The organism is Lactiplantibacillus argentoratensis, assembly GCF_037290055.1.
GTDB classification, from domain to species: Bacteria; Bacillota; Bacilli; order Lactobacillales; family Lactobacillaceae; genus Lactiplantibacillus; species Lactiplantibacillus plantarum.
In genome coordinates this window covers 2,130,114-2,150,656 of the sequence record NZ_CP147647.1, presented here as the reverse complement: position 1 = coordinate 2,150,656, position 20,543 = coordinate 2,130,114, and the positions used below count along the sequence as shown (strand labels likewise).

At 46.6% G+C, this 20,543-nt stretch carries 22 protein-coding genes and 1 other annotated feature; of the genes, 18 read left to right on the top strand and 4 right to left on the bottom strand.

Annotation, left to right across the window (positions count from 1 at the left end; translation table 11 throughout):
- Window positions 1-221: 221 nt before the first annotated feature.
- The 4 genes from V7R88_RS10455 to V7R88_RS10440 all read left to right on the top strand — a co-directional run bounded on the left by V7R88_RS10455 (window position 222) and on the right by V7R88_RS10440 (window position 3,538).
- Complete coding sequence (locus tag V7R88_RS10455; protein ID WP_003642703.1) at window positions 222-1,283, top strand: aspartate-semialdehyde dehydrogenase; 1,062 nt, start codon at window positions 222-224, stop codon at window positions 1,281-1,283.
- A gap of 317 nt (window positions 1,284-1,600) precedes the next feature.
- Window positions 1,601-2,116 carry a polyketide cyclase gene (locus V7R88_RS10450; RefSeq protein ID WP_054397643.1) on the top strand — a complete coding sequence of 172 codons (516 nt, stop codon included), beginning with the start codon at window positions 1,601-1,603 and terminating at the stop codon, window positions 2,114-2,116.
- A gap of 39 nt (window positions 2,117-2,155) precedes the next feature.
- The gene (locus tag V7R88_RS10445; protein ID WP_054397645.1) at window positions 2,156-2,980 is read left to right on the top strand and encodes an SDR family oxidoreductase; all 825 of its coding nucleotides are present in this window, start codon (window positions 2,156-2,158) and stop codon (window positions 2,978-2,980) included.
- A gap of 48 nt (window positions 2,981-3,028) precedes the next feature.
- Window positions 3,029-3,538 carry a MerR family transcriptional regulator gene (locus tag V7R88_RS10440; RefSeq protein ID WP_003642706.1) on the top strand — a complete coding sequence of 170 codons (510 nt, stop codon included), beginning with the start codon at window positions 3,029-3,031 and terminating at the stop codon, window positions 3,536-3,538.
- A gap of 150 nt (window positions 3,539-3,688) precedes the next feature.
- Here the strand turns inward: V7R88_RS10440 and V7R88_RS10435 are convergent, their stop codons facing one another.
- The 3 genes from V7R88_RS10435 to V7R88_RS10425 form a co-directional block, all read right to left on the bottom strand.
- The gene (locus tag V7R88_RS10435) at window positions 3,689-4,036 is read right to left on the bottom strand and encodes a DUF1801 domain-containing protein (protein WP_054397647.1); all 348 of its coding nucleotides are present in this window, start codon (window positions 4,034-4,036) and stop codon (window positions 3,689-3,691) included.
- Window positions 4,037-4,050: 14 nt separating this feature from the next.
- Window positions 4,051-4,959 (bottom strand): magnesium transporter CorA family protein, encoded by a 909-nt coding sequence (locus V7R88_RS10430; protein WP_054397649.1) that lies wholly within the window; start codon window positions 4,957-4,959, stop codon window positions 4,051-4,053.
- Window positions 4,960-5,042: 83 nt separating this feature from the next.
- Window positions 5,043-6,206, bottom strand: a complete 1,164-nt coding sequence (locus V7R88_RS10425; RefSeq protein WP_054397651.1) for a VanZ family protein — start codon at window positions 6,204-6,206, stop codon at window positions 5,043-5,045.
- A 217-nt stretch (window positions 6,207-6,423) separates the two neighbouring features.
- Here V7R88_RS10425 and hisJ point away from each other — a divergent pair, with 217 nt between their 5' ends.
- The 14 genes from hisJ (at window position 6,424) to V7R88_RS10355 (ending at window position 17,977) form a co-directional block, all read left to right on the top strand.
- A complete protein-coding gene (gene hisJ, locus V7R88_RS10420) occupies window positions 6,424-7,260 on the top strand; it encodes a histidinol-phosphatase HisJ (protein WP_054397653.1) in 837 nt (278 codons plus the stop codon).
- Between the two features lie 58 nt (window positions 7,261-7,318).
- Window positions 7,319-7,550 (top strand) — a binding site (T-box leader).
- Between the two features lie 175 nt (window positions 7,551-7,725).
- Window positions 7,726-8,877, top strand: coding sequence for an ATP phosphoribosyltransferase regulatory subunit (gene hisZ, locus V7R88_RS10415; RefSeq protein ID WP_226319768.1), 1,152 nt, complete (start codon window positions 7,726-7,728; stop codon window positions 8,875-8,877).
- Window positions 8,870-9,526 (top strand): ATP phosphoribosyltransferase, encoded by a 657-nt coding sequence (gene hisG / locus V7R88_RS10410; RefSeq protein WP_054397657.1) that lies wholly within the window; start codon window positions 8,870-8,872, stop codon window positions 9,524-9,526. Before hisZ ends, hisG begins: the two co-directional genes overlap by 8 nt.
- A complete protein-coding gene (hisD, locus tag V7R88_RS10405) occupies window positions 9,526-10,812 on the top strand; it encodes a histidinol dehydrogenase (RefSeq protein WP_054397659.1) in 1,287 nt (428 codons plus the stop codon). The genes hisG and hisD overlap by 1 nt, the downstream gene beginning before the upstream one ends.
- Window positions 10,813-10,884: 72 nt before the next feature.
- Complete coding sequence (hisB, locus tag V7R88_RS10400) at window positions 10,885-11,469, top strand: imidazoleglycerol-phosphate dehydratase HisB (RefSeq protein ID WP_003644682.1); 585 nt, start codon at window positions 10,885-10,887, stop codon at window positions 11,467-11,469.
- On the top strand, window positions 11,470-12,096 hold the full coding sequence (gene hisH, locus V7R88_RS10395) for an imidazole glycerol phosphate synthase subunit HisH (protein WP_054397661.1): 627 nt from the start codon (window positions 11,470-11,472) through the stop codon (window positions 12,094-12,096).
- Complete coding sequence (gene hisA, locus V7R88_RS10390) at window positions 12,077-12,796, top strand: 1-(5-phosphoribosyl)-5-[(5-phosphoribosylamino)methylideneamino]imidazole-4-carboxamide isomerase (protein WP_003642716.1); 720 nt, start codon at window positions 12,077-12,079, stop codon at window positions 12,794-12,796. The genes hisH and hisA overlap by 20 nt, the downstream gene beginning before the upstream one ends.
- Window positions 12,790-13,548, top strand: a complete 759-nt coding sequence (hisF, locus tag V7R88_RS10385) for an imidazole glycerol phosphate synthase subunit HisF (protein WP_054397663.1) — start codon at window positions 12,790-12,792, stop codon at window positions 13,546-13,548. Before hisA ends, hisF begins: the two co-directional genes overlap by 7 nt.
- Window positions 13,545-13,868 (top strand): phosphoribosyl-AMP cyclohydrolase, encoded by a 324-nt coding sequence (gene hisI, locus V7R88_RS10380; RefSeq protein WP_054397664.1) that lies wholly within the window; start codon window positions 13,545-13,547, stop codon window positions 13,866-13,868. Before hisF ends, hisI begins: the two co-directional genes overlap by 4 nt.
- Window positions 13,869-14,028: 160 nt before the next feature.
- Complete coding sequence (gene hisE / locus V7R88_RS10375) at window positions 14,029-14,349, top strand: phosphoribosyl-ATP diphosphatase (protein WP_003642719.1); 321 nt, start codon at window positions 14,029-14,031, stop codon at window positions 14,347-14,349.
- An 11-nt stretch (window positions 14,350-14,360) separates the two neighbouring features.
- The gene (hisC, locus tag V7R88_RS10370) at window positions 14,361-15,431 is read left to right on the top strand and encodes a histidinol-phosphate transaminase (protein ID WP_054397666.1); all 1,071 of its coding nucleotides are present in this window, start codon (window positions 14,361-14,363) and stop codon (window positions 15,429-15,431) included.
- Between the two features lie 185 nt (window positions 15,432-15,616).
- Window positions 15,617-16,171, top strand: coding sequence for a sugar O-acetyltransferase (locus tag V7R88_RS10365; protein WP_054397668.1), 555 nt, complete (start codon window positions 15,617-15,619; stop codon window positions 16,169-16,171).
- A 175-nt stretch (window positions 16,172-16,346) separates the two neighbouring features.
- A complete protein-coding gene (locus V7R88_RS10360) occupies window positions 16,347-17,120 on the top strand; it encodes a TerC family protein (protein WP_054397670.1) in 774 nt (257 codons plus the stop codon).
- The gene (locus V7R88_RS10355) at window positions 17,117-17,977 is read left to right on the top strand and encodes an NAD(P)-dependent oxidoreductase (RefSeq protein ID WP_057717761.1); all 861 of its coding nucleotides are present in this window, start codon (window positions 17,117-17,119) and stop codon (window positions 17,975-17,977) included. The genes V7R88_RS10360 and V7R88_RS10355 overlap by 4 nt, the downstream gene beginning before the upstream one ends.
- A gap of 1,197 nt (window positions 17,978-19,174) precedes the next feature.
- Here V7R88_RS10355 and V7R88_RS10350 read toward each other — a convergent pair.
- A complete protein-coding gene (locus V7R88_RS10350; RefSeq protein WP_054397678.1) occupies window positions 19,175-20,530 on the bottom strand; it encodes an FAD-dependent oxidoreductase in 1,356 nt (451 codons plus the stop codon).
- Between the last annotated feature and the right edge of the window lie 13 nt (window positions 20,531-20,543).

The window sequence follows — 20,543 nt, the reverse complement described above, 5'->3', positions numbered from 1 at the left end:
CCTTTGAATTAGGTTCATTATACGTCAAAATAGGCGACAGCTAAATGACTGTTTAATTAACGATGGTAACGGTTACTTTTTTTGATGATCTGCGTGTGCAAAACAGCTGGCAGTGCAATCAGTGACAGATTAATTTATGGTCGGATGGAACTCATTATTTTCTAATCTTTACAAACGTGCTATAATGAGGTTTCAATAACTATCAAAGCGAGGTCTTCATAGTGAGTGGATATAACGTCGCGATTGTCGGTGCAACTGGTGCAGTTGGCGCGCGGATGATCAAAATGGTGGAACAGACGAGTTTACCTGTCAACTCAGTTAAACTTTTGGCATCAAGCCGTTCAGCCGGTAAACAATTACAGTTCAATGGTCAAGCCTTAACTGTTGAAGAGACCGTTCCTGAATCATTCGAAGGAATTGATTTAGCCCTCTTCTCAGCGGGTGGCTCAGTATCTAAGAAGTTCGCCCCTGAAGCAGTCAAACGGGGTGCCGTAGTTGTTGATAATACAAGTGCTTTCCGGATGGACCCAAAGATTCCGTTAGTTGTTCCTGAAGTTAACCCTGAAGCATTGAAGCTTCATCATGGAATCGTGGCTAACCCGAACTGCTCAACCATCCAAATGGTCGTTGCTTTGGAACCAGTGCGCAAGGCATTTGGTTTGAAGCGGGTCATTGTTTCAACCTATCAAGCCGTTGGTGGTGCTGGTAACCGGGCCTTGAAGGAATTGCATGATGAGACGGAAGCCTACTTAAAAGGTGAAGAGATGGAAGCTCATATCTTACCTGTTGCGGGCGACAAGAAGCATTATCCAATTGCCTTCAATGCGTTACCACAAATTGACGTGTTTGAAGAAGATGGCTACACCCATGAAGAATGGAAGATGATCCATGAAACCAAAAAGATTATGTGTGGCGGCGACATGGACAGTAAGGATATCAAAGTAACGGCAACTTGTGTGCGGATTCCGGTGCCAGTGAGTCACTCCGAATCAGTTTACTTTGAAGTTGAAGATCCTAAGGCAACCGTCAAGGGCATTCAAGATGCTTTGGCAGCTGCACCAGGCGTGGTCTTACAAGACGACCCTGATAACCAAATTTATCCGCAAGCGCATAATGCGGAAGGTTCTAAAGACACGTTCGTTGGTCGGGTTCGTCCTGACCAAGAAACGCCACAAGCCTTCCACATGTGGAACGTTTCCGACAACCTCTTAAAGGGTGCTGCTTGGAACTCAGTTCAGATTGCGGAAACCATGGACAAGATGGGTTTATTGCACATGCAATAAAACTAATTTGTTAAGGGTAATGAAAAGCTGATCGCTAGAATCAATATTCTGGCGACCAGCTTTTTTTGATGTCGAATTATTCGAGCGTTAGAGTCAGATAAAATATAATAAGCGTCATGTTGAAATTAGGTTCGTTTTAGAAAGCAATATTAAGAATTTGTTAAGCTAAAACTGATGAGTGTCCTTTATCCTTGTCCTGGAGTCAGCTCCAGCATATAAGCTAAGTTTATTCAAAGTTAGTGAATGGTCAATGAGATGTCATGATGTTAATTTGCTAGCTAGAATAAAATTTTAACGCGAATGTGGAGGAATTAATAATGAAATCAATTAATTGGTCAACGGACTATTTACCAGGGCATACTGATAATTTCGTGTCAAACGAGGTCATTACAGACGGTGTGACTTTAGCGGCTGTTTGGAGAAATTTAGTCGATACATCGAAGTGGACGACGTATTATGACAATGCGACTAACATTATTTTGGATGATCAAACGAATACTGAACTAAAGTTTGCGGAACATTTCCGATTTGATACATTTGGTTTTCCTATCGATGCCCAGGTCATGGAACTCGTTGAACCGACGGATGGTGAAACAGCACGACTAGCATGGCATGGCTGGCAAAATGGTGATGCAGATACTCAATTTGATGTCTATCACGCTTTCTTAATTGAAAAATTGACAGATGGCCGGATTCGATTATTAACACAAGAATCGCAAGTTGGACAGCCTGCTAAAGACTTAGCTAATCAAACACCCAATCCGATGCTAAATGGTCACCAAAGCTGGTTAGATGGGTTAGTCAAGGCTGCTAAAAGGACTATGACTGAGTAAAGTAGTAGCTCAGCCAAGATTAATAGGAGTGATTAAAAGATGAAAACATGGTTCATTACAGGAACTTCAAGTGGTTTTGGAAAGGAACTCGCGACCATTGTTGCACGGCAGTCTGACACTCAGCTGATTGCGGCTGCCCGCCACACCGATGATTTAGCCTACCTCGATGTTTTTGACGCGACGCGTATTGAGAAAGTCAGCATTGATGTGACAAATGAATCACAAATTAAAACTGGGGTCGCTCAAGCGATTCAACGTTTTGGAACTATTGATGCTTTAGTGAACAATGCTGGCTTAGGCTATTTTTCAACAATTGAAGAAAGTGATATGGCGAAAGTTCGCTACATGTTTGAAGTTAACGTTATGGGACTCGCTAACGTGACTAGGGCCGTTTTACCGACCATGCGGGCACACCATGCTGGGGTAATTATTAATTTATCATCGGCGTTGGCATTAACGACACTACCAACCATGGTTTCTTACAGTGCGACAAAGTATGCAGTTGAGGGGTATAGTGATACCTTGCGGCAAGAAGTAAAAGACTTGGGGATTCAAATTATGACGGTTGAACCAAGTGGCGCTCGAACGCAGTGGTCAGGGCGGTCATCCCAAAAGATGGTACCGACAATTGCAGATTACGCCGCGTTTAGTGACGCGATTACGACGGTATCGGACTCGGTTACTCAGGCACCGGGCAATCCGCACCGAATTGCTCAGGTTATGTTTGATCAGGCCAATTTGGCAGAAGTACCGGCACACTTGCCATTAGGTGAATTTGCCTATCAAGGTGGACTCGCTAATTTACAAAGCATTGTTAGTGAAATTAAGTCACGTGAGGACCTTTCATTATCGACAGACGATTAGCTGCGTTAAGATAGTGGTTAAACGACAATCGAGGAGGTTCAGTTCAGTATGAGTTATTCAATCGGACAAGTAGCTGATAAGTTAGGAGTGACGATTGATACCATTCGTTACTATGATAAGTCGGGATTACTGCCATTCGTGAAGCGTAATTCAATTGGCCGGCGTGAATTTACTGATAATGATCTACATTTGATGAGGACCATTGTATGTCTCAAAAATGCGGGTGTGTCAGTAGCTGACATTGCTACTTTTATTGCGCTCAGACTCGAAGGTGATACGACATTAAACGATCGTTACCAATTACTCAAAACGCATGAGCAGGAATTACAACAGCGGATTACCGACTTACAGGATACGATGAGTTATTTGAAGTTTAAGGAGTGGTATTATGAGACCGCTACGGCTGCCGGACATGAGGATATTCATTTTGTACCGGGTACTAATGAAGTTCTTCCCGGTCTTGACCAGGAATATGATGCGTATTTGAAGGCGACCGGTCAACTGGTTGAGCTGTCTCGATTTGCTAATGTAAAGGATTATCGGTTGCGCAAGCGATAGTCCTTAGCAGTTTCAGTTTAATCGATGAAACTGTACAGAAAAACTGGTTTTGATAGCTTGGATATTGGATAAGAATAACCAAAATAAAAGGTTCTGAATTGTCAGTTGTTTGACAGTTCGGAACCTTTTGAAATTAAAAGCAGCGTATATTTAAGCAATTAGTTGTAAGACTTGTCTAACTAGCGCCACTGGTACGGGTTGATCCAGGCCAATGTTCAGCCGCTTTTGACCGGTTGCGTAACCAGCAGTTTTAGCAGCAGTGAGGGTCGCATCGTCAAGGTCGGCTGAAATACTTAGACTGACATGGGCCTGATAAGCAGCTATGCTCACGTATTGTTTGTTATGTTCATAGAACGGCAAATTCCACTTGATTTTAGCAGTAAAGTCAGGCAATTCCGATGTAATCAGTTGGGCAAGGGTGCTCAAGATTGGTTGTGCAGCGATTGCAGTCTTATTGATGTAATCATTGGTATCCGTGACTTTAACTCGACTAGGCATTGTTAAAACTTCCTTTACTTTCGAAATGAATTTCTACGTAGCAACCAAATGGTTAGGGCACATAGTGCAACGGCGATGAATACCGTAATCTCCCAACCGAATGGATTCTTCATGAACGGTAAATCGACGTTTTGCCCGAAAAAACCGAAGACAATGTTGGGCATTGTCAGGACGATGGAGAAAATCGTCAGCACCCACATCGTGTTGTTCAAACTGTTGTCTAGAATGTTCGAGTAGGCGTTCGACACCCGGCCGATGATGTCTGAGGCAATGTTGGCCATTTCCAATCCTTGTTGTGCCTCGACAATAATATCATCGAGCCGTTCTAATTGGGCCGCCGAGAATTTGACCGGTACAAACCGTTTGAGTGACTGCAACATGTCGTTATTACTTTTAAGGGACGTGAGGAAATAGACTAGCGTTGTTTCTAAGTCCATCAATTGAATAATGACCGAGCGCTGAATTTGCTTTTTCATCTTCATCTGAATGTCTTGGCGTTGTTTGTTGATCTTGTTGATGGCTGAAAAATATTGCCGCGAGAGCTTGTACAAGACGTTAAAGATATGGTCGTACGGATGCAGGACGTCTTCCCAATCGGCATCGATTTCGTCTGCCAACATATCCTCAACGAACATCGTGTTATCAGTCGTGAAAGTCAGTAGGGTGTGGTCGATCAACATGAAACTGACCTGGGCGGTATAAGTACCTTCCTCAACGTCTTCTGTGACCACGTCAAAAATAATGGTCGTGATGGCACTTTTGGCGTCATATTCCAACCGGCCTCGTTCGTGTTGATCGGTCGCATAGCCTAACATTTCGTCGGTGACGTGTTCCTCACTGACGAGTTGGTGATAATCATTTTCAGTATAATTATTAACAGCGACCCAGCGAAAATCGTCGCTTAGTTCATGGACTTTTATCATTGTTTTTACTTCCAGCGTTTTGAGATATCTTCAATTTAACATGAGTTGCGAGACAACGCAAAGGAAGTTTTAAGGCCACCTAATTATTTAACAGTTGTCCGGCTTAACTTTTCACACCATAACTGGTGACTGCGACTGAAAAGTGCTAACAATAAATCATAACTGATAATCAGTAAAATGACTGAAACGACGACGAGGTAGACATCCAGGCGGTTAAGGGTGGCACTAGGAACGTTGCCGAGTCGATTGAATAACCATAAATCCAAAAATAGGAGTGGTAAGCCAATTAAGTAGAGCCCGCCATAGTGAATGAGCAGTTGCCAGAGATTGGCCCGTTTACCATTGACGGCCACAATCTGGCTATTGAGCAAGCGACCACCAATGGTTTTACCTTGCCAACACCAGGCAGGTCCTATGAAGAATAGCAGGATGTCGACCAGGTATAGCCAGCGAAAATCATGTGGTAATGGCCAATTAAAGTGTTTGACTAAGACAAAGTAGACGGTGTCAAAAGCGGCAATTGCAAGCCAATCGATGACCAACGCCCCAATGCGGCGCCAATTGATGGGGTGTTCCTGCCAATTCAACCGAGTACTGTGGTCGCGATTGCGCCACTGATTAGGAATCAGATGTAGACACCAAGCGCCGACAATTCCGCCCAACGTATTCATCATTAAATCGTCGACATCGAACATCCGGTAGGCCCGTGAATAGTAGCCGTATAATCCGGTCAACTGTGTGGTCTCGAAGAACAATGAAATCGAGAAACTGGTCAGGGTGATCAACCAGAGTGGCCAGCGGTGCCGCCACTTCAAATAAGCGCCAATCGGCATGAATAATAGAACGTTGAAGAACGGCTGGAAGAACGTGTCAGATTTGAAGGCGGCTAACCAAGTACTGGGGTCCCCAAGTTCAAACGGCGTGAGTGCCTTCAACTGGGTGAGAAAGTAGAAGGGTTGTAAATTATACTCGGCGGTTGTGAGGCTAGCCACGGATGAGCGAGTCGGGAGTGGCAGAATAATTAGTAAGTAGGCTGCTGCCAAGTACCAAATAAACGAATAGGTACTGATCAAGTTACGCTCACTCAGTGTTTGACGTGTTCGGAGTTGGATAGTCAGGATAATCATGGCGAGTAGTAAGGTCATGATTGGTAAAGCTAAGATAACGATGTGCACGGGTTCCAGCAACGTACTGACAATGTGACTGGAAAGTGCGAGTTGATAAAGTTTGGTAATGAGTTCGTGCATGGCTGGTCCCCCCTTTTGGAATAGCACTATTCTTTAACTAATGTTGACTATATCATGGTATAAAGAAATTGTGACGATTAATATAAATAAATAAGTAAATTGTTAGACTTTCGCCGTGACTGCGAGTGTACTGTCTCGAATGACCGTTTCGGCCATGCTTGCTTATCTAAAAAAAATATGGTTGAATAAGCATAAATTATGAGAGGGTGATGAGGACATGCTAATGGATGGGCATACCCACACGGAACTATGTCCGCATGGGAGTGGTGAAGCAACGGAAAAAATGATTCAACGGGCAATCCAGCTCGGCTTTCAGCGGTATTGTATTACGGAGCACGCGCCGTTACCACCAGCATTTCGTGACCAGTATGAAGGGACGCTGGCCGGTTATACTGAGGCGTCGTTGCGGGAGGACCAAGTGGCCGATTATTTGGCACTGGCTAACGGACTGAAGACCAAATATGCAGGGCAAATCGAGATCTCAGTGGGTTTTGAAGTTGATTTCTTACCAGAGCATGTTGCTTGGACGCGTGATTTTCTGAATACCTATGGTCCTCGGACGCAGGAAAGTATTTTGTCAGTCCATTTCATGCGGGGGTTACGGCAGCATTTCTGGTGTGTTGACATGTCAACGGATGATTTTGCAGCCGGTTTTGGGCAGTGGCTTAAGACGCCCCAACGTGTTTTTGAACAGTATTATCAGACGGTCTTGGCATCAGTACAAGCAGATCTGGGCCCTTACGCACCACAACGGATCGGCCACATGAGTCTCGTCCGCAAATATCAGGATTACTTTGGCTTGACTGAACCCTTGGATGTCCATAATCTTCAATTAGTAGATCAGACGTTGGCGTTAGTGAAGCAGCAACGGCGGCAGTTAGATTTGAATTTGGCTGGTCTCTACAAACCGTATTGTAATGATTTTTATCCCGGTGAACAGATTCTACAACGCGCTCAAAAGCTTGACATTCCGCTGGTTTATGGCTCTGATGCCCACGACATAGCCAGTGTGGGGCGTGGCTATCATCTTATAAAAAAATTAATTGAGGGTTGACAGCCGTCAGTTTAGTGATTACAATGAATTATAAATTAAACGACTAATCAAATTTTAATAAATGGTTGTGATTAGAACAAGTAATTAAGTCTTCCTCATCCAGAGAGCCCGGGTAGCTGAGAACCGGACAGACAGGCTTAACGAACACACATCTATGAACTGCTAAGGTGAACCAGTCTCATTAGCCTTAGCCGAATTGGTTTCGTTATCCAAGTTGACTTGATCAACATGAGGTCTGCCGTGCGAACGGTAGATGAAATAAGGTGGAACCACGCGTAAACGTCCTTTTAGCAAATTGCTAAGGGGGCGTTTTTTAGTTTCACCGATCCATGCGGTAAGTTTGCGTGACGGAATCGCAAGTCGCTCCGGTTAGCATGTAAGCAATTGATTAAGCACGTTGATAAGTAACGATATGAATTAAACTGATTAGTTTTAAAAATAACGACGTTTTAGGAGGCGTAAATTATGTTGAAACACTTATTACCACTAGGAACCCGGGATGAATTTGGTCGGCGGGCACGTACCAAGCAACACTTGATCGCGGTGATCCAAGCCCATTTTAAACAACGCGGGCTCGCGCCAATTGCAACGCCGTTATTAGAAAACGAAGCGGTGTTTGATCCATATCAGATGGGTAACTACCAACTATACCGCTTATTTGGCAACGATGGTCGCACCTTGGCCTTACGGCCGGACATGACCTTACCAGTTGCTCGCTTCATTAGCGCGACGAATGTCCCCTTACCGCAAAAGTTTGGTTATGTCGGCGATATCTTTCGAGTAAGCCGTCAATTATCAGGTTCATATAACCAAATCACACAAGCGGGAGTCGAATTAGTCGGTTACGCATCGCTGAAAGCCGAATTTGAATGTTTAACGATTGCCAACCAGCTTTCAAGTGAGCTGATTGCCGATGCTGTTGAAATCGAATTAGGAGATGCCCAATTTGCACAACGTGTCGTGGCCAGCTTGACTGGTGACGAAGGCGAGCAACAAGCCATTTTAACCGCACTGTTCGATAAGCAAGTGCCACGCTACACGAATTTGATTGCCAAGTATCGTGCGCAACCTTTATATGATTTTCTCAAAGCATGGCCGCGTTTGTTCGGGTGCCCAGAACGCATCTTCAAAGAATTGGCGGCAGCACCACTACCTGAAACGGTCCAACCAAGTCTGAAACGGCTGCAAACGGTCGTTGCCTGGATGCAACAAACGATGCCGGAGCAGGTCATCTCGGTGGATTTGAGTAGCCAAGCGCCCCAAAAATACTATACCGGCCTTACTTTTCGGGGTTATTCACAAGCCGGCGCGGGTTATTTGTTCAGCGGAGGACGTTATGACAAATTACTAACGAACTTTCAAGCCGAGGCTGAACCAGCCGTGGGGATGGGACTTAATGTTGACTTGCTCACGACCTTAGCCACGAATCAACAAACTGCCTACGCGGAACAGCTGATTTACTTTGAACCTGAACAGTGGCCAGAAGCAGAGGCCTACTTGGCAAAACAGCCGAACGCCATTTTGAGCCTGGCCGACGATATTCAGGGGGCCCGCGTTGAAGCGCAACGCCTGAATGCCCAACTAATCGATTTAACTGGAGGTGTGACCAATGACTGAACCACGATTGAAGATTGCTTTGACGAAGGGACGCGTGGAACAACAAGTGCTCCCATTACTAGAACAAGCGGGGCTGGATTGCTCACAAGTTCGTAACAAGCAGCGCCGTTTGATCTTTGATTCTGAGACGCAACCCTATGAATTCATTCTAGCCAAGGGGCCGGACGTGACGACCTTTCTCGAACGGGGTGCTGCTGATATCGGCATCGTTGGGAGTGACATCTTGACGGAACACGAGAGTACTCAGTACGAGTTACTGGACTTGGGCGTTGGCAAGTGCCAATTCGTACTGGCATCTACCGCAGACTTTGACCCGGTCGCCCCACGCCGCAAAATTATTGGCACCAAGTATCCACTCATTACCCAACGGTATTTTGATCGTTTGGGCCAGGATGTTGAAATTATTAAAATCGAAGGCTCAGTTGAGCTGGCCCCACTGACTGGCTTAGCCGACGCCATCGTCGATATTACCGAGACGGGAACCACAATTCGTGAAAACCATCTACAGATTTATGACTATTTACAACCCGTTTCGACGCGCCTAGTCGTCAACCGGTTGGCCTTAAAACAACAACAAACTGCCATCTTCGATCTCGTCGATCGGTTGGCCGCAGTCGTCAATACGAATAATTCAAAGGAGTTTGCCTAATGAAAATTATTAATGAAGATTTAGCCAGTTTAAAACGCTTAGTTCAAACGAAGACCCAACAATTGACTGACTTAAAGGTTGAATCAGCGGTTCGCGAAATTATTGCCAATGTGATTAAAAACGGGGATGCCGCCGTCAAGGATTACGAAACCCAATTCGATAAGGTCAACTTGACCGACTTTAAGTTGTCACAAACTGTTATTGATGATGCTTATAACAATCTGGACCCGCAAGTGAAGGACGCCTTGTTGTTAGCTAAACGCAATATCACGAGTTTTCACGAAAAGGAAAAGGCGACTGGCTTTATTGATGCTGAACAGCCTGGCGTTCTAAGAGGGCAGAAGTTAATGCCGCTTAATCGGGTTGGCTTATACGTTCCAGGTGGCACGGCAGCCTATCCATCGACTTTACTGATGAGTGCCTTGCCCGCTAAGATTGCCGGCGTTAATGAAGTCATTATGGTGACGCCACCACAAGTCGATGGCATCAATCCAGCCGTCCTTGCTGCAGCCAAAATCGCTGGCGTCGACGCCATCTATCAAGTGGGAGGCGCTCAAGCAATTGCTGCGTTAGCTTATGGGACTGAGTCGATTCCAGCGGTCGACAAGATTATTGGTCCTGGGAACATTTTTGTGGCGACTGCTAAGAAGCAGGTCTTTGGTCAGGTGGCGATCGACATGGTGGCCGGCCCGTCAGAAATTGGTATTTTAGCGGATGATTCAGCTGATCCTCGGCAATTAGCGGCTGACTTATTGAGTCAAGCAGAACATGACCGTCGAGCCCGGCCAATCCTAATTACGGATAGTGCCGACTTAGCGCAGGCCGTCAGTGACAACGTGACGTCACAGTTGAAAGTTTTGCCACGAGAAGCGATCGCTACCGACGCTGTTAACGAAAAAGGCTTCATTGCCGTTGTCGCAAAGGTTGAAGAAATGTTTGACTTGATGAATACGGTGGCACCAGAACACTTGGAAGTGCAATTGAAGAATCCAACTCAGTACTTGAATTTAATCAAAAATGCCGGGTCGGTCTTCTTAGGACGCTACGCCTCTGAACCACTCGGTGACTACGTTGCTGGTCCGAACCACATCTTACCAACGAGTGGCACGGCCCGTTTCTCATCACCACTTGGCGTCTATGATTTCGTTAAGCGAACGTCCTTTATCCAATACACTAAGGACGCTTTGGCTAAGGAAGCTCCGGCGATTACCACGTTGGCACGGGTCGAAGGTCTGGAAGGCCATGCTCGTGCGATTGAGAGTCGTTTTGACACCTATTACGATTAGGGCGTAATTAGTAGTTGATACTGATTGTGATTACAGCTGGTAGTCGTTTTAGCAGATGAGGAGGAAATGAACATGCGACAAGCAACGATTAAACGTGAAACGAAAGAAACCCAGATTGAAATCAGTTTGAATTTAGACGAACAGAGCGGTATCGAAATCGATACTGGAATTGGTTTTTTAAATCATATGTTGAACTTATTCGCGAAGCACGGGCGCTTCGGGTTGGTCGTGAAGTGTCACGGCGACCTTGACGTTGACCCGCACCACACGACTGAAGACACGGGAATCGTGCTCGGTGAATGCTTTAAGCAGGCGTTGGGTGATAAGCAGGGAATTGAACGGTACGGGACGGAATTTGTGCCAATGGATGAGACTTTAGGTCAGGTCAGTGTCGACCTAAGTGGACGGTCATACTTAGTTTTTGATGCCGAGCTCACGAATCCGCGGCTCGGTGGCTTAGATACGGAGACAGTCGAAGATTTCTTCCAAGCCGTGGCCTTTGCTGCTGAAATGAATTTGCACGCACGCATCCTGTACGGCCGTAACACTCACCACAAAGTTGAAAGTTTGTTCAAAGCGTTTGGGCGGGCAATGCGCGCGGCTGTCACGATTAATCCAGATATTCAGGGGGTCAACTCTACGAAAGGCGTGATTTAAATGTTTGCAATCGTCGATTATGATACGGGTAATACCCGTAATTTGAAAAAAGCCTTTGACTACCTCCAAGTGCCGACCGTTTTAACGGCCGACCCGCAACAACTGAAAGCTGCTGACGCTATTATTCTACCCGGTGTGGGGGCCTTTGCAGCCGCAATGGCCGCTTTGAAAGAACGGCAACTAGTCGGCGTGTTACAAGCATTAGCGCGGAGCGGCAAGCCGGTTCTTGGGATTTGCTTGGGCATGCAGCTCTTGTTTGAAAGTAGTTCCGAGTACGGCGAGCATGCTGGGCTAGGCTTGTTAAGCGGCCGGGTTAGCGCTTTGCCAACGGACTTGAATGTCAAAGTCCCACAGATGGGGTGGAATCAGAACGAGCTTCGGCGTCCTGATAGTCCCTTTGCCAGTATTGACGCGGCCTATACTTACTTCGTTCATTCGTACTATGCGGTATGTCCGGCAACTGAAATCGTGGCGACAGTTCAACACGGCGTCCAGGTTCCAAGTATTGTTCAGCATCAAAATGTGATTGGGATGCAGTTTCACCCGGAGAAGAGTGGTCGAGTCGGATTACAACAACTAGCAGCTTTTAAGGAAATGGTGAGTGCAAATGATTTTTCCAGCAATTGATTTACGAGCCGGTCAGAGTGTCCGGCTCTACCAAGGTGATTTTAAACAGGCGACATTGATTAATCCTGATCCTGTCGTTCAAGCCCAACAAATTAACGCAGCGGGCTTGCAGCAATTACACATGGTCGATTTGGACGGTGCCAAGTCAGGGCGCCCAGAAAACTTCGCGACAATCACGGCGATCCGGCAAGCATTTACCGGGACGATCGAGCTCGGTGGGGGTATTCGAACCTACGAGCTGGCGACCCGCTATCTCGAATTAGGAATCGATCGCTTAATCTTGGGGTCAGTTGCGTTGACTGATCCACGACTGGTCAAACGACTGTTAAGTGAGTTTGGTGGTGAGCGAATTGTGATTGGGTTAGACGGAACCAATGGTTATGTGGCAATTAAAGGCTGGTTGGAGCAGTCACAGACCAAGATGAGCACATTAATGAAGACAATGACTACGAGTGGTGCTAAGCACTTTATCGTGACCGATGTCGCCCGTGATGGCACGATGCAAGGCCCTAACCTTGCGTTATACCAAGAACTACAAGCACAGGTGCCCACGGCCAACCTGATTGCCAGCGGTGGCGTTCGGAATTTGACCGATGTTCAAGTGTTACAAGCCAGTGGGTTCAAGGATGTTATTATTGGCAAGGCGTTAGCTGAAGGCGGTGTGACACTGGCCGAATTAGCGGGGGTGACTGAATGTTAGCAAAGCGGATTATTCCGTGCTTGGATGTGGCGGATGGTCGGGTCAAGAAGGGCGTTAATTTCGTCAACTTGACGGATGTCGGAGATCCGGTGGCGATTGCAGCTGCCTATCAGCAACAGGGCGCGGATGAACTTGTCTTTTTAGATATTGCAGCCACCAATGAGCACCGCGAGACGATGGCCGCCATGGTCGAACAAGTCTCAGCTCAGGTCTTCATGCCACTGACGATTGGTGGCGGAATTACAAGCGTTGCTGATATGCAACGAATCTTACGTGCGGGTGCTGATAAGACGGCTATTAATTCAGCTGCAGTTGCCAATCCTGAACTGATTCGCGCCGGGGCTGAAAAATTTGGCAACCAGTGCATCGTTGTTGCAATTGATGCGGCGTGGGATGCAGCGGCCGGTCAGTATCGGGTCTATACACACGGTGGGCAACAAGCCACCGACCTCGACGCAGTAGCGTGGGCCAAACAAGCCGTCGCCTTAGGGGCTGGTGAGCTACTGGTCACTAGCATGGACCGTGATGGCACGAAGGCGGGCTTTGATACCAAGTTGTACCAGGCATTAGGAGCGGCGGTCAACGTACCGATCATTGCTAGCGGTGGTGCTGGTGACCTACAAGACTTCGTGGATGTTTTTGAGAAAACCCCAGTTGACGGTGCTTTGGCCGCCTCCGTCTTTCACTTTGGTGAGTTAACGATTGCGGATGTCAAAGCAGCATTACGAAAGCAAGGAGTGGTCGTAAGATGAAACCAGACTTTGAAAAGGGTGACGGTTTACTGACAACGGTTATCACCGATGCGGATACGAAGGACGTCTTGATGGTCGCGTGGATGAACGCGGAAAGCTATCAACGGACATTGGCGTCGGGCCAGACGTGGTTCTGGTCACGTTCCCGGCAAGAGCTCTGGCACAAAGGCGCCACGAGCGGCAATTTGCAAGATGTCGTTAGCATGACGTTGGATTGTGATCAAGATACGTTATTGGTCGCGGTTCATCCCCACGGTCCCGCTTGTCATACGGGGCATACGAGTTGTTTTTTCAACCCGGTTGAATTAGAACAGGACTGATGATGTTGGATTGCCACGATGACCGTATAATTTGCGGGTTCAGTGGCTCATCAGTTGGAAAGGCTCAGTCACAATAGCTTATTGGCCAATTGCATCGGAAGGATTATGTTTAGTCCTCATTGAATTAACGAATATATTATAGAAGAAAGTGGTGTCGAATATGCAAAACATGGAAGAATTATACGAACTGATCAAACAACGGAAGGCAACGCCTAAGAAGGGGTCTTACACGGATTATTTATTCACGAAGGGGCTCGATAAGATTTTAAAAAAGGTCGGCGAGGAATCGACTGAGGTCATCGTGGCGGCTAAAAACCCTGGTGACGACGAATTGACTTATGAAACGGCGGACTTGTTGTATCACGTTTTAGTGTTGTTGGTCGAACGTGGCGTCAGCTTTGACCAGATTAAGCAAGAATTGGCTAAACGTGAAGGTAAGATGAGTGACTATAAGGATCGGCCCGAAATTAAGAACCTATAGGAGGTAGCCGAATGAAAGCTAGTATTGAACAGTTAGAACCCTATGTGCCCGAAAAGCCGTTGGCGACCCTCCAAGCTGAGTTAGGATTGACAGAATTAGTCCGGTTATCAGCTAACGAGAACCCGTATGGCACCTCGCCAAAAGTGGCGACCGCTGTGAAGAATTGGGACTTCACCCAGAGTAATCGTTATCCTGATGCCGATGCACAGGAGTTACGACAAGCAGTGGCCCAGCAACAGGGAATCGACCCGAATAGCATCGTTTTTAGTGTAGGTCTTGATGAGATGATCGTGATGTTATCACGGACGTTCTTAGCCACCAACGACCAGGTGCTAGTGTCCGCACCGACGTTTTCAGAATATGGACTACATGCTGAGATCGAGGGGGGGCAATTAATCAGTGTGCCAACGTTGCCTAATGACCATGTGAACTTCGAAGGCTTAATGAAGGCCATTACGCCCCGCGTGAAGATGGTTTGGCTGTGCAATCCGAACAATCCGACGGGCACCGTGGAATCATTAGCGGCAATTGAAGCGTTCGTCCAGCAAGTACCCACGGAGACGATGGTCCTGATTGATGAAGCCTACATTGATTTTACACCGGGCGCGGCTCAAGTAACGGCCATGCAGTTACCAGCCAAGTACCCGAATGTAGTGGTCATGCGGACATTCTCCAAAGCATATGGGTTAGCTAACTTTCGAATCGGGTATGCCGTTTTTAATACCAAATATGCCGCAACGATGCAAACTATTCGGCTTCCATACAATGTGAATTCCTTGGCTCAAGTGGCAGCCCTGGCGGCAATCGATGATCCTAATTTTGTGAAACAAACGGTCCAAAAAAATGCGACGGAACGTGCTAAGTGGATGGCATTCTTTGATGATCAGGGTGTCACTTACGATCAATCTGGCGCGAACTTCATTTTCTTTAAGTATCCGAGTGCCACGCAACTGGCTGACTATTTAGTGCACCATGGGTATCTGATTCGCACTGGCTTACGGCCAGGGTGGTTACGACTAACGGTCGGAACGGCTAACGATAATCAGCAACTCCAACAATTAATTCGTGAGTTTAAGGCCTAGAATTGGCGCAAAGAAACCTGAGTAATCGGTTTCTTTTTTTGTTGCCCTAACTGCTGAATAAATTCGAGGCAGCTGGTCCGCAAGGATAGTTGTCAATAACACCTGCTAAACCATTAACTCAAGTGTTGACTTCGACGCCACTCTAAGCAGTAAAATTAGGGTGATAAAATACAGGAGGGACAACAATGCCAGAATTAGATAAATTAGCAGCTGGGGAATGGTATCAATTTAAAGATGCTGAGGTGGCCGCTCAAAAAGCGCGGGCTGCCAAGTTATGCCAAGAGTTCAATCAGATCGATGCAACAAATCCAGATGCGCAAACTGCCAAGATTCAAGAGATTCTTGGTAGTTACGGTCGCAATCTTTCCGTTCAAGCAGACTTTAATTGTGATAATGGTCGTAATATTCATGTTGGTGATAATTTTCTTAGTAATTATAACTTAACTATTTTGGATATCGCGCCAGTTCATATAGGGGATAACGTGATGATTGGCCCCAATGTTGATATTTATACGGTTAATCACCCGTTGACGGCTAGTGGTCGACGCGCTAACTTGGCCCAGGGTCATCCAGTCACGATTGGTCATGATGTTTGGATTGGAGGGAGAGCGGTGATTACGCCCGGCGTGACGATCGGTAATAATGTTGTGATTGCGGCTGGAGCAGTCGTTACTCATGACATGCCTGATAATACGTTGGTGGCCGGGGTACCAGCCAAAGTTATTCGACAATTAGAATAAGAAAGGTCGCAATTGGCTAGCTTTTTGGGCACTTATTTTACTCATTGGCATGATGAGTCGTAAATACGACGAAAATAAGGTTTATTTTTGAAAATTAGTCCACGTAAGCTGCACCAATTATTTTTACAGGTATACTTAGATTAACAAACTAATATTAAGAGAAAGAGGATGCCGTTTGTTACATTTAATCGAACAGTTGTATGGACCCTTCTTCAGTGCGACTAACTGGGGTAACGTCATCACATCTGCTAATGACTGGTTAATCATTTTATCGTTAGCAATTATCGAATGTTTACTTTCAGTTGATAACGCCGTTGTCTTAGCTGCTCAGACCCAGAGTTTAGATAATTTACAAGAGCGGGAAAAATCGTTATTCTATGGCTTGTGGGGGGCCTATATCTTTCGGTTTTTAATCATTGGGATTGGCACGTATTTGATCAGTTTTTGGGAAATCAAGGTGTTAGGCGCGGCTTACCTTGGGTACTTGGTGTATCGGTACTTTAGCCAGCCCCAAAATGGCGCCACGGTGGCACAAAAGCCCAAAAAACAACGTCGCTTCTTTGGCTTAAGCAACTTCTGGTCGGTCGTGATTCAGATCGAAATGATGGATATTATTTTCTCAATTGATTCCGTCTTGGCTTCACTGGCAATTTCGGATAATCCGGTAATCGTTTTAATTGGTGGGATGATTGGGATTGCCTGCATGCGGGGTATTGCCGAGGTCATTATGCGCTTAATGCGCAAGATTCCCGAGTTGGAAACCATGGCGTATTGCTTGATTGTCTTGATTGCCATTAAATTATTTATTTCAATTCCTGCCATTGGTTGGGATATTCCCGCAACGGCGTTTGGTGGTATTGTATTAGTAGCATTTATTATTACGTTGCTGATTCATTTTTGGCGTCGGCGCCGCAATGAACAGTGCGTGGAAGGAAAGGTGCGTAAATGATGAAATTAGGTTGGATTGGTACCGGCGTCATGGGGGCAGCGATTGTCCGTAACCTGATGATGGCCGGCTATGACGTGACGGTTTATAATCGAACAAAAAGTAAGGCGGATGCGCTAGTTGCGGCGGGGGCCACTTGGGCTGATACACCGGCTGCCGCGGCAGAAACGAGTGACGTGATTTTCACCATGGTTGGGTTCCCACGGGATGTCGAACAAGTTTATTTTGGTGATCACGGGATTTTCAGTGGATTGGCCGCTGGAAAAACGGTAATTGACATGACGACGAGCCAACCCAAGTTAGCCGTTAAAATTGCGACGTACGCGCGTGAACATGACATGCACGCTTTGGATGCGCCCGTGTCCGGCGGTGATATTGGCGCCAAAAACGCCACTTTGACGGTGATGGTCGGTGGCGATGCTGATACGTACGAGGCGATGTTACCATTGTTTGACGTGCTTGGTCACAAGGTCAACCATTTCGGCGCTGCTGGTACTGGTCAACATGCCAAGATGGCCAATCAGATCATGATTGCAGGGACGATGACTGGGTTAACTGAAATGCTATTGTATACCAAGGCAGCCGGTCTTGATCCGGAAAAAGTCCTGGCCACGTTGTCCAGCGGTGGTGCTGACAACTGGAGCATGGATAATTACGTGCCGCGGATTCTGAAGGACGACTACACGCCGGGCTTTTTTGCCCGCCATTTCCTGAAGGATTTACGGATTGCTTTGAGTGAAGCAGACGCAATGGGCCTTGATCTCGTTGCAACGGCGCAGGCCAAACGACTGTACGAAGTAATGGTCGATGTCAAAGGCTTGGGCGACCAAGGCACCCAGGGACTGATTAATATTTATTAGCACATGGCCAACTTGATGAAGGTCACTCAAACATCATATGTTTATTGAGACAATAGTTATCAAGGCGGGGATTCAGTGAGTTAACCTTTCTGAATCCCCGCCTTTTATTAATATGAGACGCATTATGCGAGTTCATTTGTCATGAATCGTGATTAAAACGTGCCAGTTAGATTCCTGTTCGTCAGCCGGTGCGCGTCCTATTCCGACCTCCGGGGCTGGGTGACAATTGCTGGAACGCAGCCGACGTCGATTTGAGCCCGCGCACAACCCGCCCGGTCTCAAATACGAGTCTTATTCTAAGCCGGAAGCAACCCACTTCCAGCTAAGAATAATTTGGCTACTGAGCATTGTCACCCAGCCCCTCCGGTCGGTAAGCCGCTCGAATGGCAGATGAACGGCCACTTAACTTGGTACAATTTGTCGTTGGCTATATTTTTTTCTGGAACTTTAAACATAACGTTAGGTTGGCGTTAACCACTTTGTCGAGACGTTTAATTATTACTATGGTGATTTGGGAATAGTAAACTATCACAATATCATTTTCTGTCTGACAGTTGCTTGACAAAGTTATCGTTTATAAAAAGCAATGACAAGTCCATCAATGGTTGGGTACATCCATGTCCGCCATTCGAACGCTGTCCCGACTGGAAGGCGTTTCGGCCAATGCTCAGCACTGCCGAGAGTGTGAGGTTCAGACGGGTGAGACTGAGGATTAGCCTAGCTAGGGCGTTAAGCGGTGAATTTCCGCTTGACGTCATAGCGTAGCTAACCGGAAGTCTCAGTCTGACCCGAGCACGTTTCACCAATATGGCATTAAAGCGTGGAAGACCAGTATTTAAGACATGGTCTTCGGCTTAAATCTGTGTCCACCGCGTTCCAGCAATTGGCAGAAATGCCTGGAAGTCGGCGTAGGACGCGCCAACTAAGTGATTTTACGCTAACTCGAACTTTTTCCAGCGGGCCTAAGCTGGCAGCTTTTGAACTTACACAACTGGCACGTTTTAATCACGATTCATGCTAAGTAATAACTAGTACAACGCTAAGCATGGTATCTTATGAAACGATATCTGAAAATAAACTGGGTATACTGTCAATCTTGATGACTAGCATTTTGATGCATTAAAAAAACCGGACCCTTCAGCGAAGTGGCTGAGGGGTCCGATTGATGTTGTATGGTCTAATTAGTGACCAATTGATTTAGTTTAAGGTTGCGGCTGCTTTTTGGGCAGCGACGTTGATGATGTTCCAAGGACGGTCGAAGCCTGGTTGGAAGAAGAAGTCCGTGTAGGCTAGGTCAGCAACCGTCAGTTTAGCTTGAATAGCTACTGAGATGGCATTGATGTTAGCAGTAACATCGTACTTCGACATGATTTGCGCACCAAGCACACGACCATCAGTTGGGTCAAAGGTTAGTTTGAACCAAACCTTGGTGTTGCCAGCGTCTTCGGAGACAAATTTAGGACGAATGGTGTCAGTTACTAATACGGATGCCGTCTTGACACCCAGTTTATCAGCTGTGCCTTCTTTAACACCGGTGGAAGCAAAGTGGTAGTCAAAGACGGATAGTGCGGATGAGCCAGAAACGGCAGGCATTGGCACGTTTTCGCCAAGCAGATTCTTAGCGGCGATCCGGCCTTGCCGACGAGCGTTAGTGGCTAACGCAATGCGGTTATCCTTGCCAGTTGGGGCGAATGGTACTAAGGTTGCATCCCCAACGGCGTAAATGTCGGAGTCACTCGTTTGAAGACGGTCATTGATTTTGATCAAACCGTGATCATCTAAGTCGATAACGTTCTTCAAGAAGCCAGTTGCGGGCCGAATCCCGGCAGCAGTGACGACTAGGTCAGCTGGATATTCGCCTTGGTCGGTGACAACTTTGGTGACGTGGCCGTCAACGCCTTCATACGCTTTAATACCTTGGCCAACTGCAGCATAGATGCCGTGATTAGCCATCGTCTTAGTTAAGATATCCGTGAATTCTTGATCAAGGTATAGGCTGAGTAAGCGAGGTAATAGGTCGATAACCGTGACGTGCATGCCAGCTTTGGCAAAGACTTCAGCCGCTTCGATACCAATATAACCAGAGCCGATGATAACGACATTCTTAACACTAGGGTCAACAGTCTTGGCCTTTAGTTTGATGGCCCAGTCGCGGCCACGCATTGCGTAGATGTTGGCTAAGTCATGGCCAGGTACTGGCAGGTCAAATGGCACCGCGCCAACACTTAGGACTAATTTGTCATAAGTTTCATCACGTTCGTCACCAGTGGCGTGGTCAATGACGTGCACACTGTGACTAGCTGGGTCGACCTTGCTAATTTCACTATTTACGAAGACGTGGACGCCTTGGGCTTGCATGCCAGCAGGAGTGGCATAGCTGACGGTGTTAACATCTTTAACGGCACCTTCGAGGTATAACTGCATCCCACATGAGAGGAATGACAGAAAATCACCTTTTTCGTACCATTGAATTTCAGTATCTGGTTGAGCGGCTAAAATACCGCGAACCGTTTCATAACCACCATGAGAAGAACCAACGACAATAACTTTCATAATTGTAAAGCCT

What these genes read in the sequence shown, in the direction of transcription:
- V7R88_RS10355 (WP_057717761.1), top strand. Translation starts at nt 17,117, where the DNA reads ATGATGAAATTAGGTTGGATTGGTACCGGCGTCATGGGGGCAGCGATT.
- hisH (WP_054397661.1), top strand. Translation starts at nt 11,470, where the DNA reads ATGTTTGCAATCGTCGATTATGATACGGGTAATACCCGTAATTTGAAA.
- V7R88_RS10365 (WP_054397668.1), top strand. Translation starts at nt 15,617, where the DNA reads ATGCCAGAATTAGATAAATTAGCAGCTGGGGAATGGTATCAATTTAAA.
- V7R88_RS10435 (WP_054397647.1), bottom strand. Translation starts at nt 4,036, where the DNA reads ATGCCTAGTCGAGTTAAAGTCACGGATACCAATGATTACATCAATAAG.
- V7R88_RS10445 (WP_054397645.1), top strand. Translation starts at nt 2,156, where the DNA reads ATGAAAACATGGTTCATTACAGGAACTTCAAGTGGTTTTGGAAAGGAA.
- hisJ (WP_054397653.1), top strand. Translation starts at nt 6,424, where the DNA reads ATGCTAATGGATGGGCATACCCACACGGAACTATGTCCGCATGGGAGT.
- hisZ (WP_226319768.1), top strand. Translation starts at nt 7,726, where the DNA reads ATGTTGAAACACTTATTACCACTAGGAACCCGGGATGAATTTGGTCGG.
- V7R88_RS10350 (WP_054397678.1), bottom strand. Translation starts at nt 20,530, where the DNA reads ATGAAAGTTATTGTCGTTGGTTCTTCTCATGGTGGTTATGAAACGGTT.
- V7R88_RS10430 (WP_054397649.1), bottom strand. Translation starts at nt 4,959, where the DNA reads ATGATAAAAGTCCATGAACTAAGCGACGATTTTCGCTGGGTCGCTGTT.
- hisA (WP_003642716.1), top strand. Translation starts at nt 12,077, where the DNA reads ATGATTTTTCCAGCAATTGATTTACGAGCCGGTCAGAGTGTCCGGCTC.
- hisF (WP_054397663.1), top strand. Translation starts at nt 12,790, where the DNA reads ATGTTAGCAAAGCGGATTATTCCGTGCTTGGATGTGGCGGATGGTCGG.
- hisI (WP_054397664.1), top strand. Translation starts at nt 13,545, where the DNA reads ATGAAACCAGACTTTGAAAAGGGTGACGGTTTACTGACAACGGTTATC.
- hisE (WP_003642719.1), top strand. Translation starts at nt 14,029, where the DNA reads ATGCAAAACATGGAAGAATTATACGAACTGATCAAACAACGGAAGGCA.
- hisG (WP_054397657.1), top strand. Translation starts at nt 8,870, where the DNA reads ATGACTGAACCACGATTGAAGATTGCTTTGACGAAGGGACGCGTGGAA.
- V7R88_RS10425 (WP_054397651.1), bottom strand. Translation starts at nt 6,206, where the DNA reads ATGCACGAACTCATTACCAAACTTTATCAACTCGCACTTTCCAGTCAC.
- V7R88_RS10440 (WP_003642706.1), top strand. Translation starts at nt 3,029, where the DNA reads ATGAGTTATTCAATCGGACAAGTAGCTGATAAGTTAGGAGTGACGATT.
- hisB (WP_003644682.1), top strand. Translation starts at nt 10,885, where the DNA reads ATGCGACAAGCAACGATTAAACGTGAAACGAAAGAAACCCAGATTGAA.
- hisD (WP_054397659.1), top strand. Translation starts at nt 9,526, where the DNA reads ATGAAAATTATTAATGAAGATTTAGCCAGTTTAAAACGCTTAGTTCAA.
- V7R88_RS10450 (WP_054397643.1), top strand. Translation starts at nt 1,601, where the DNA reads ATGAAATCAATTAATTGGTCAACGGACTATTTACCAGGGCATACTGAT.
- hisC (WP_054397666.1), top strand. Translation starts at nt 14,361, where the DNA reads ATGAAAGCTAGTATTGAACAGTTAGAACCCTATGTGCCCGAAAAGCCG.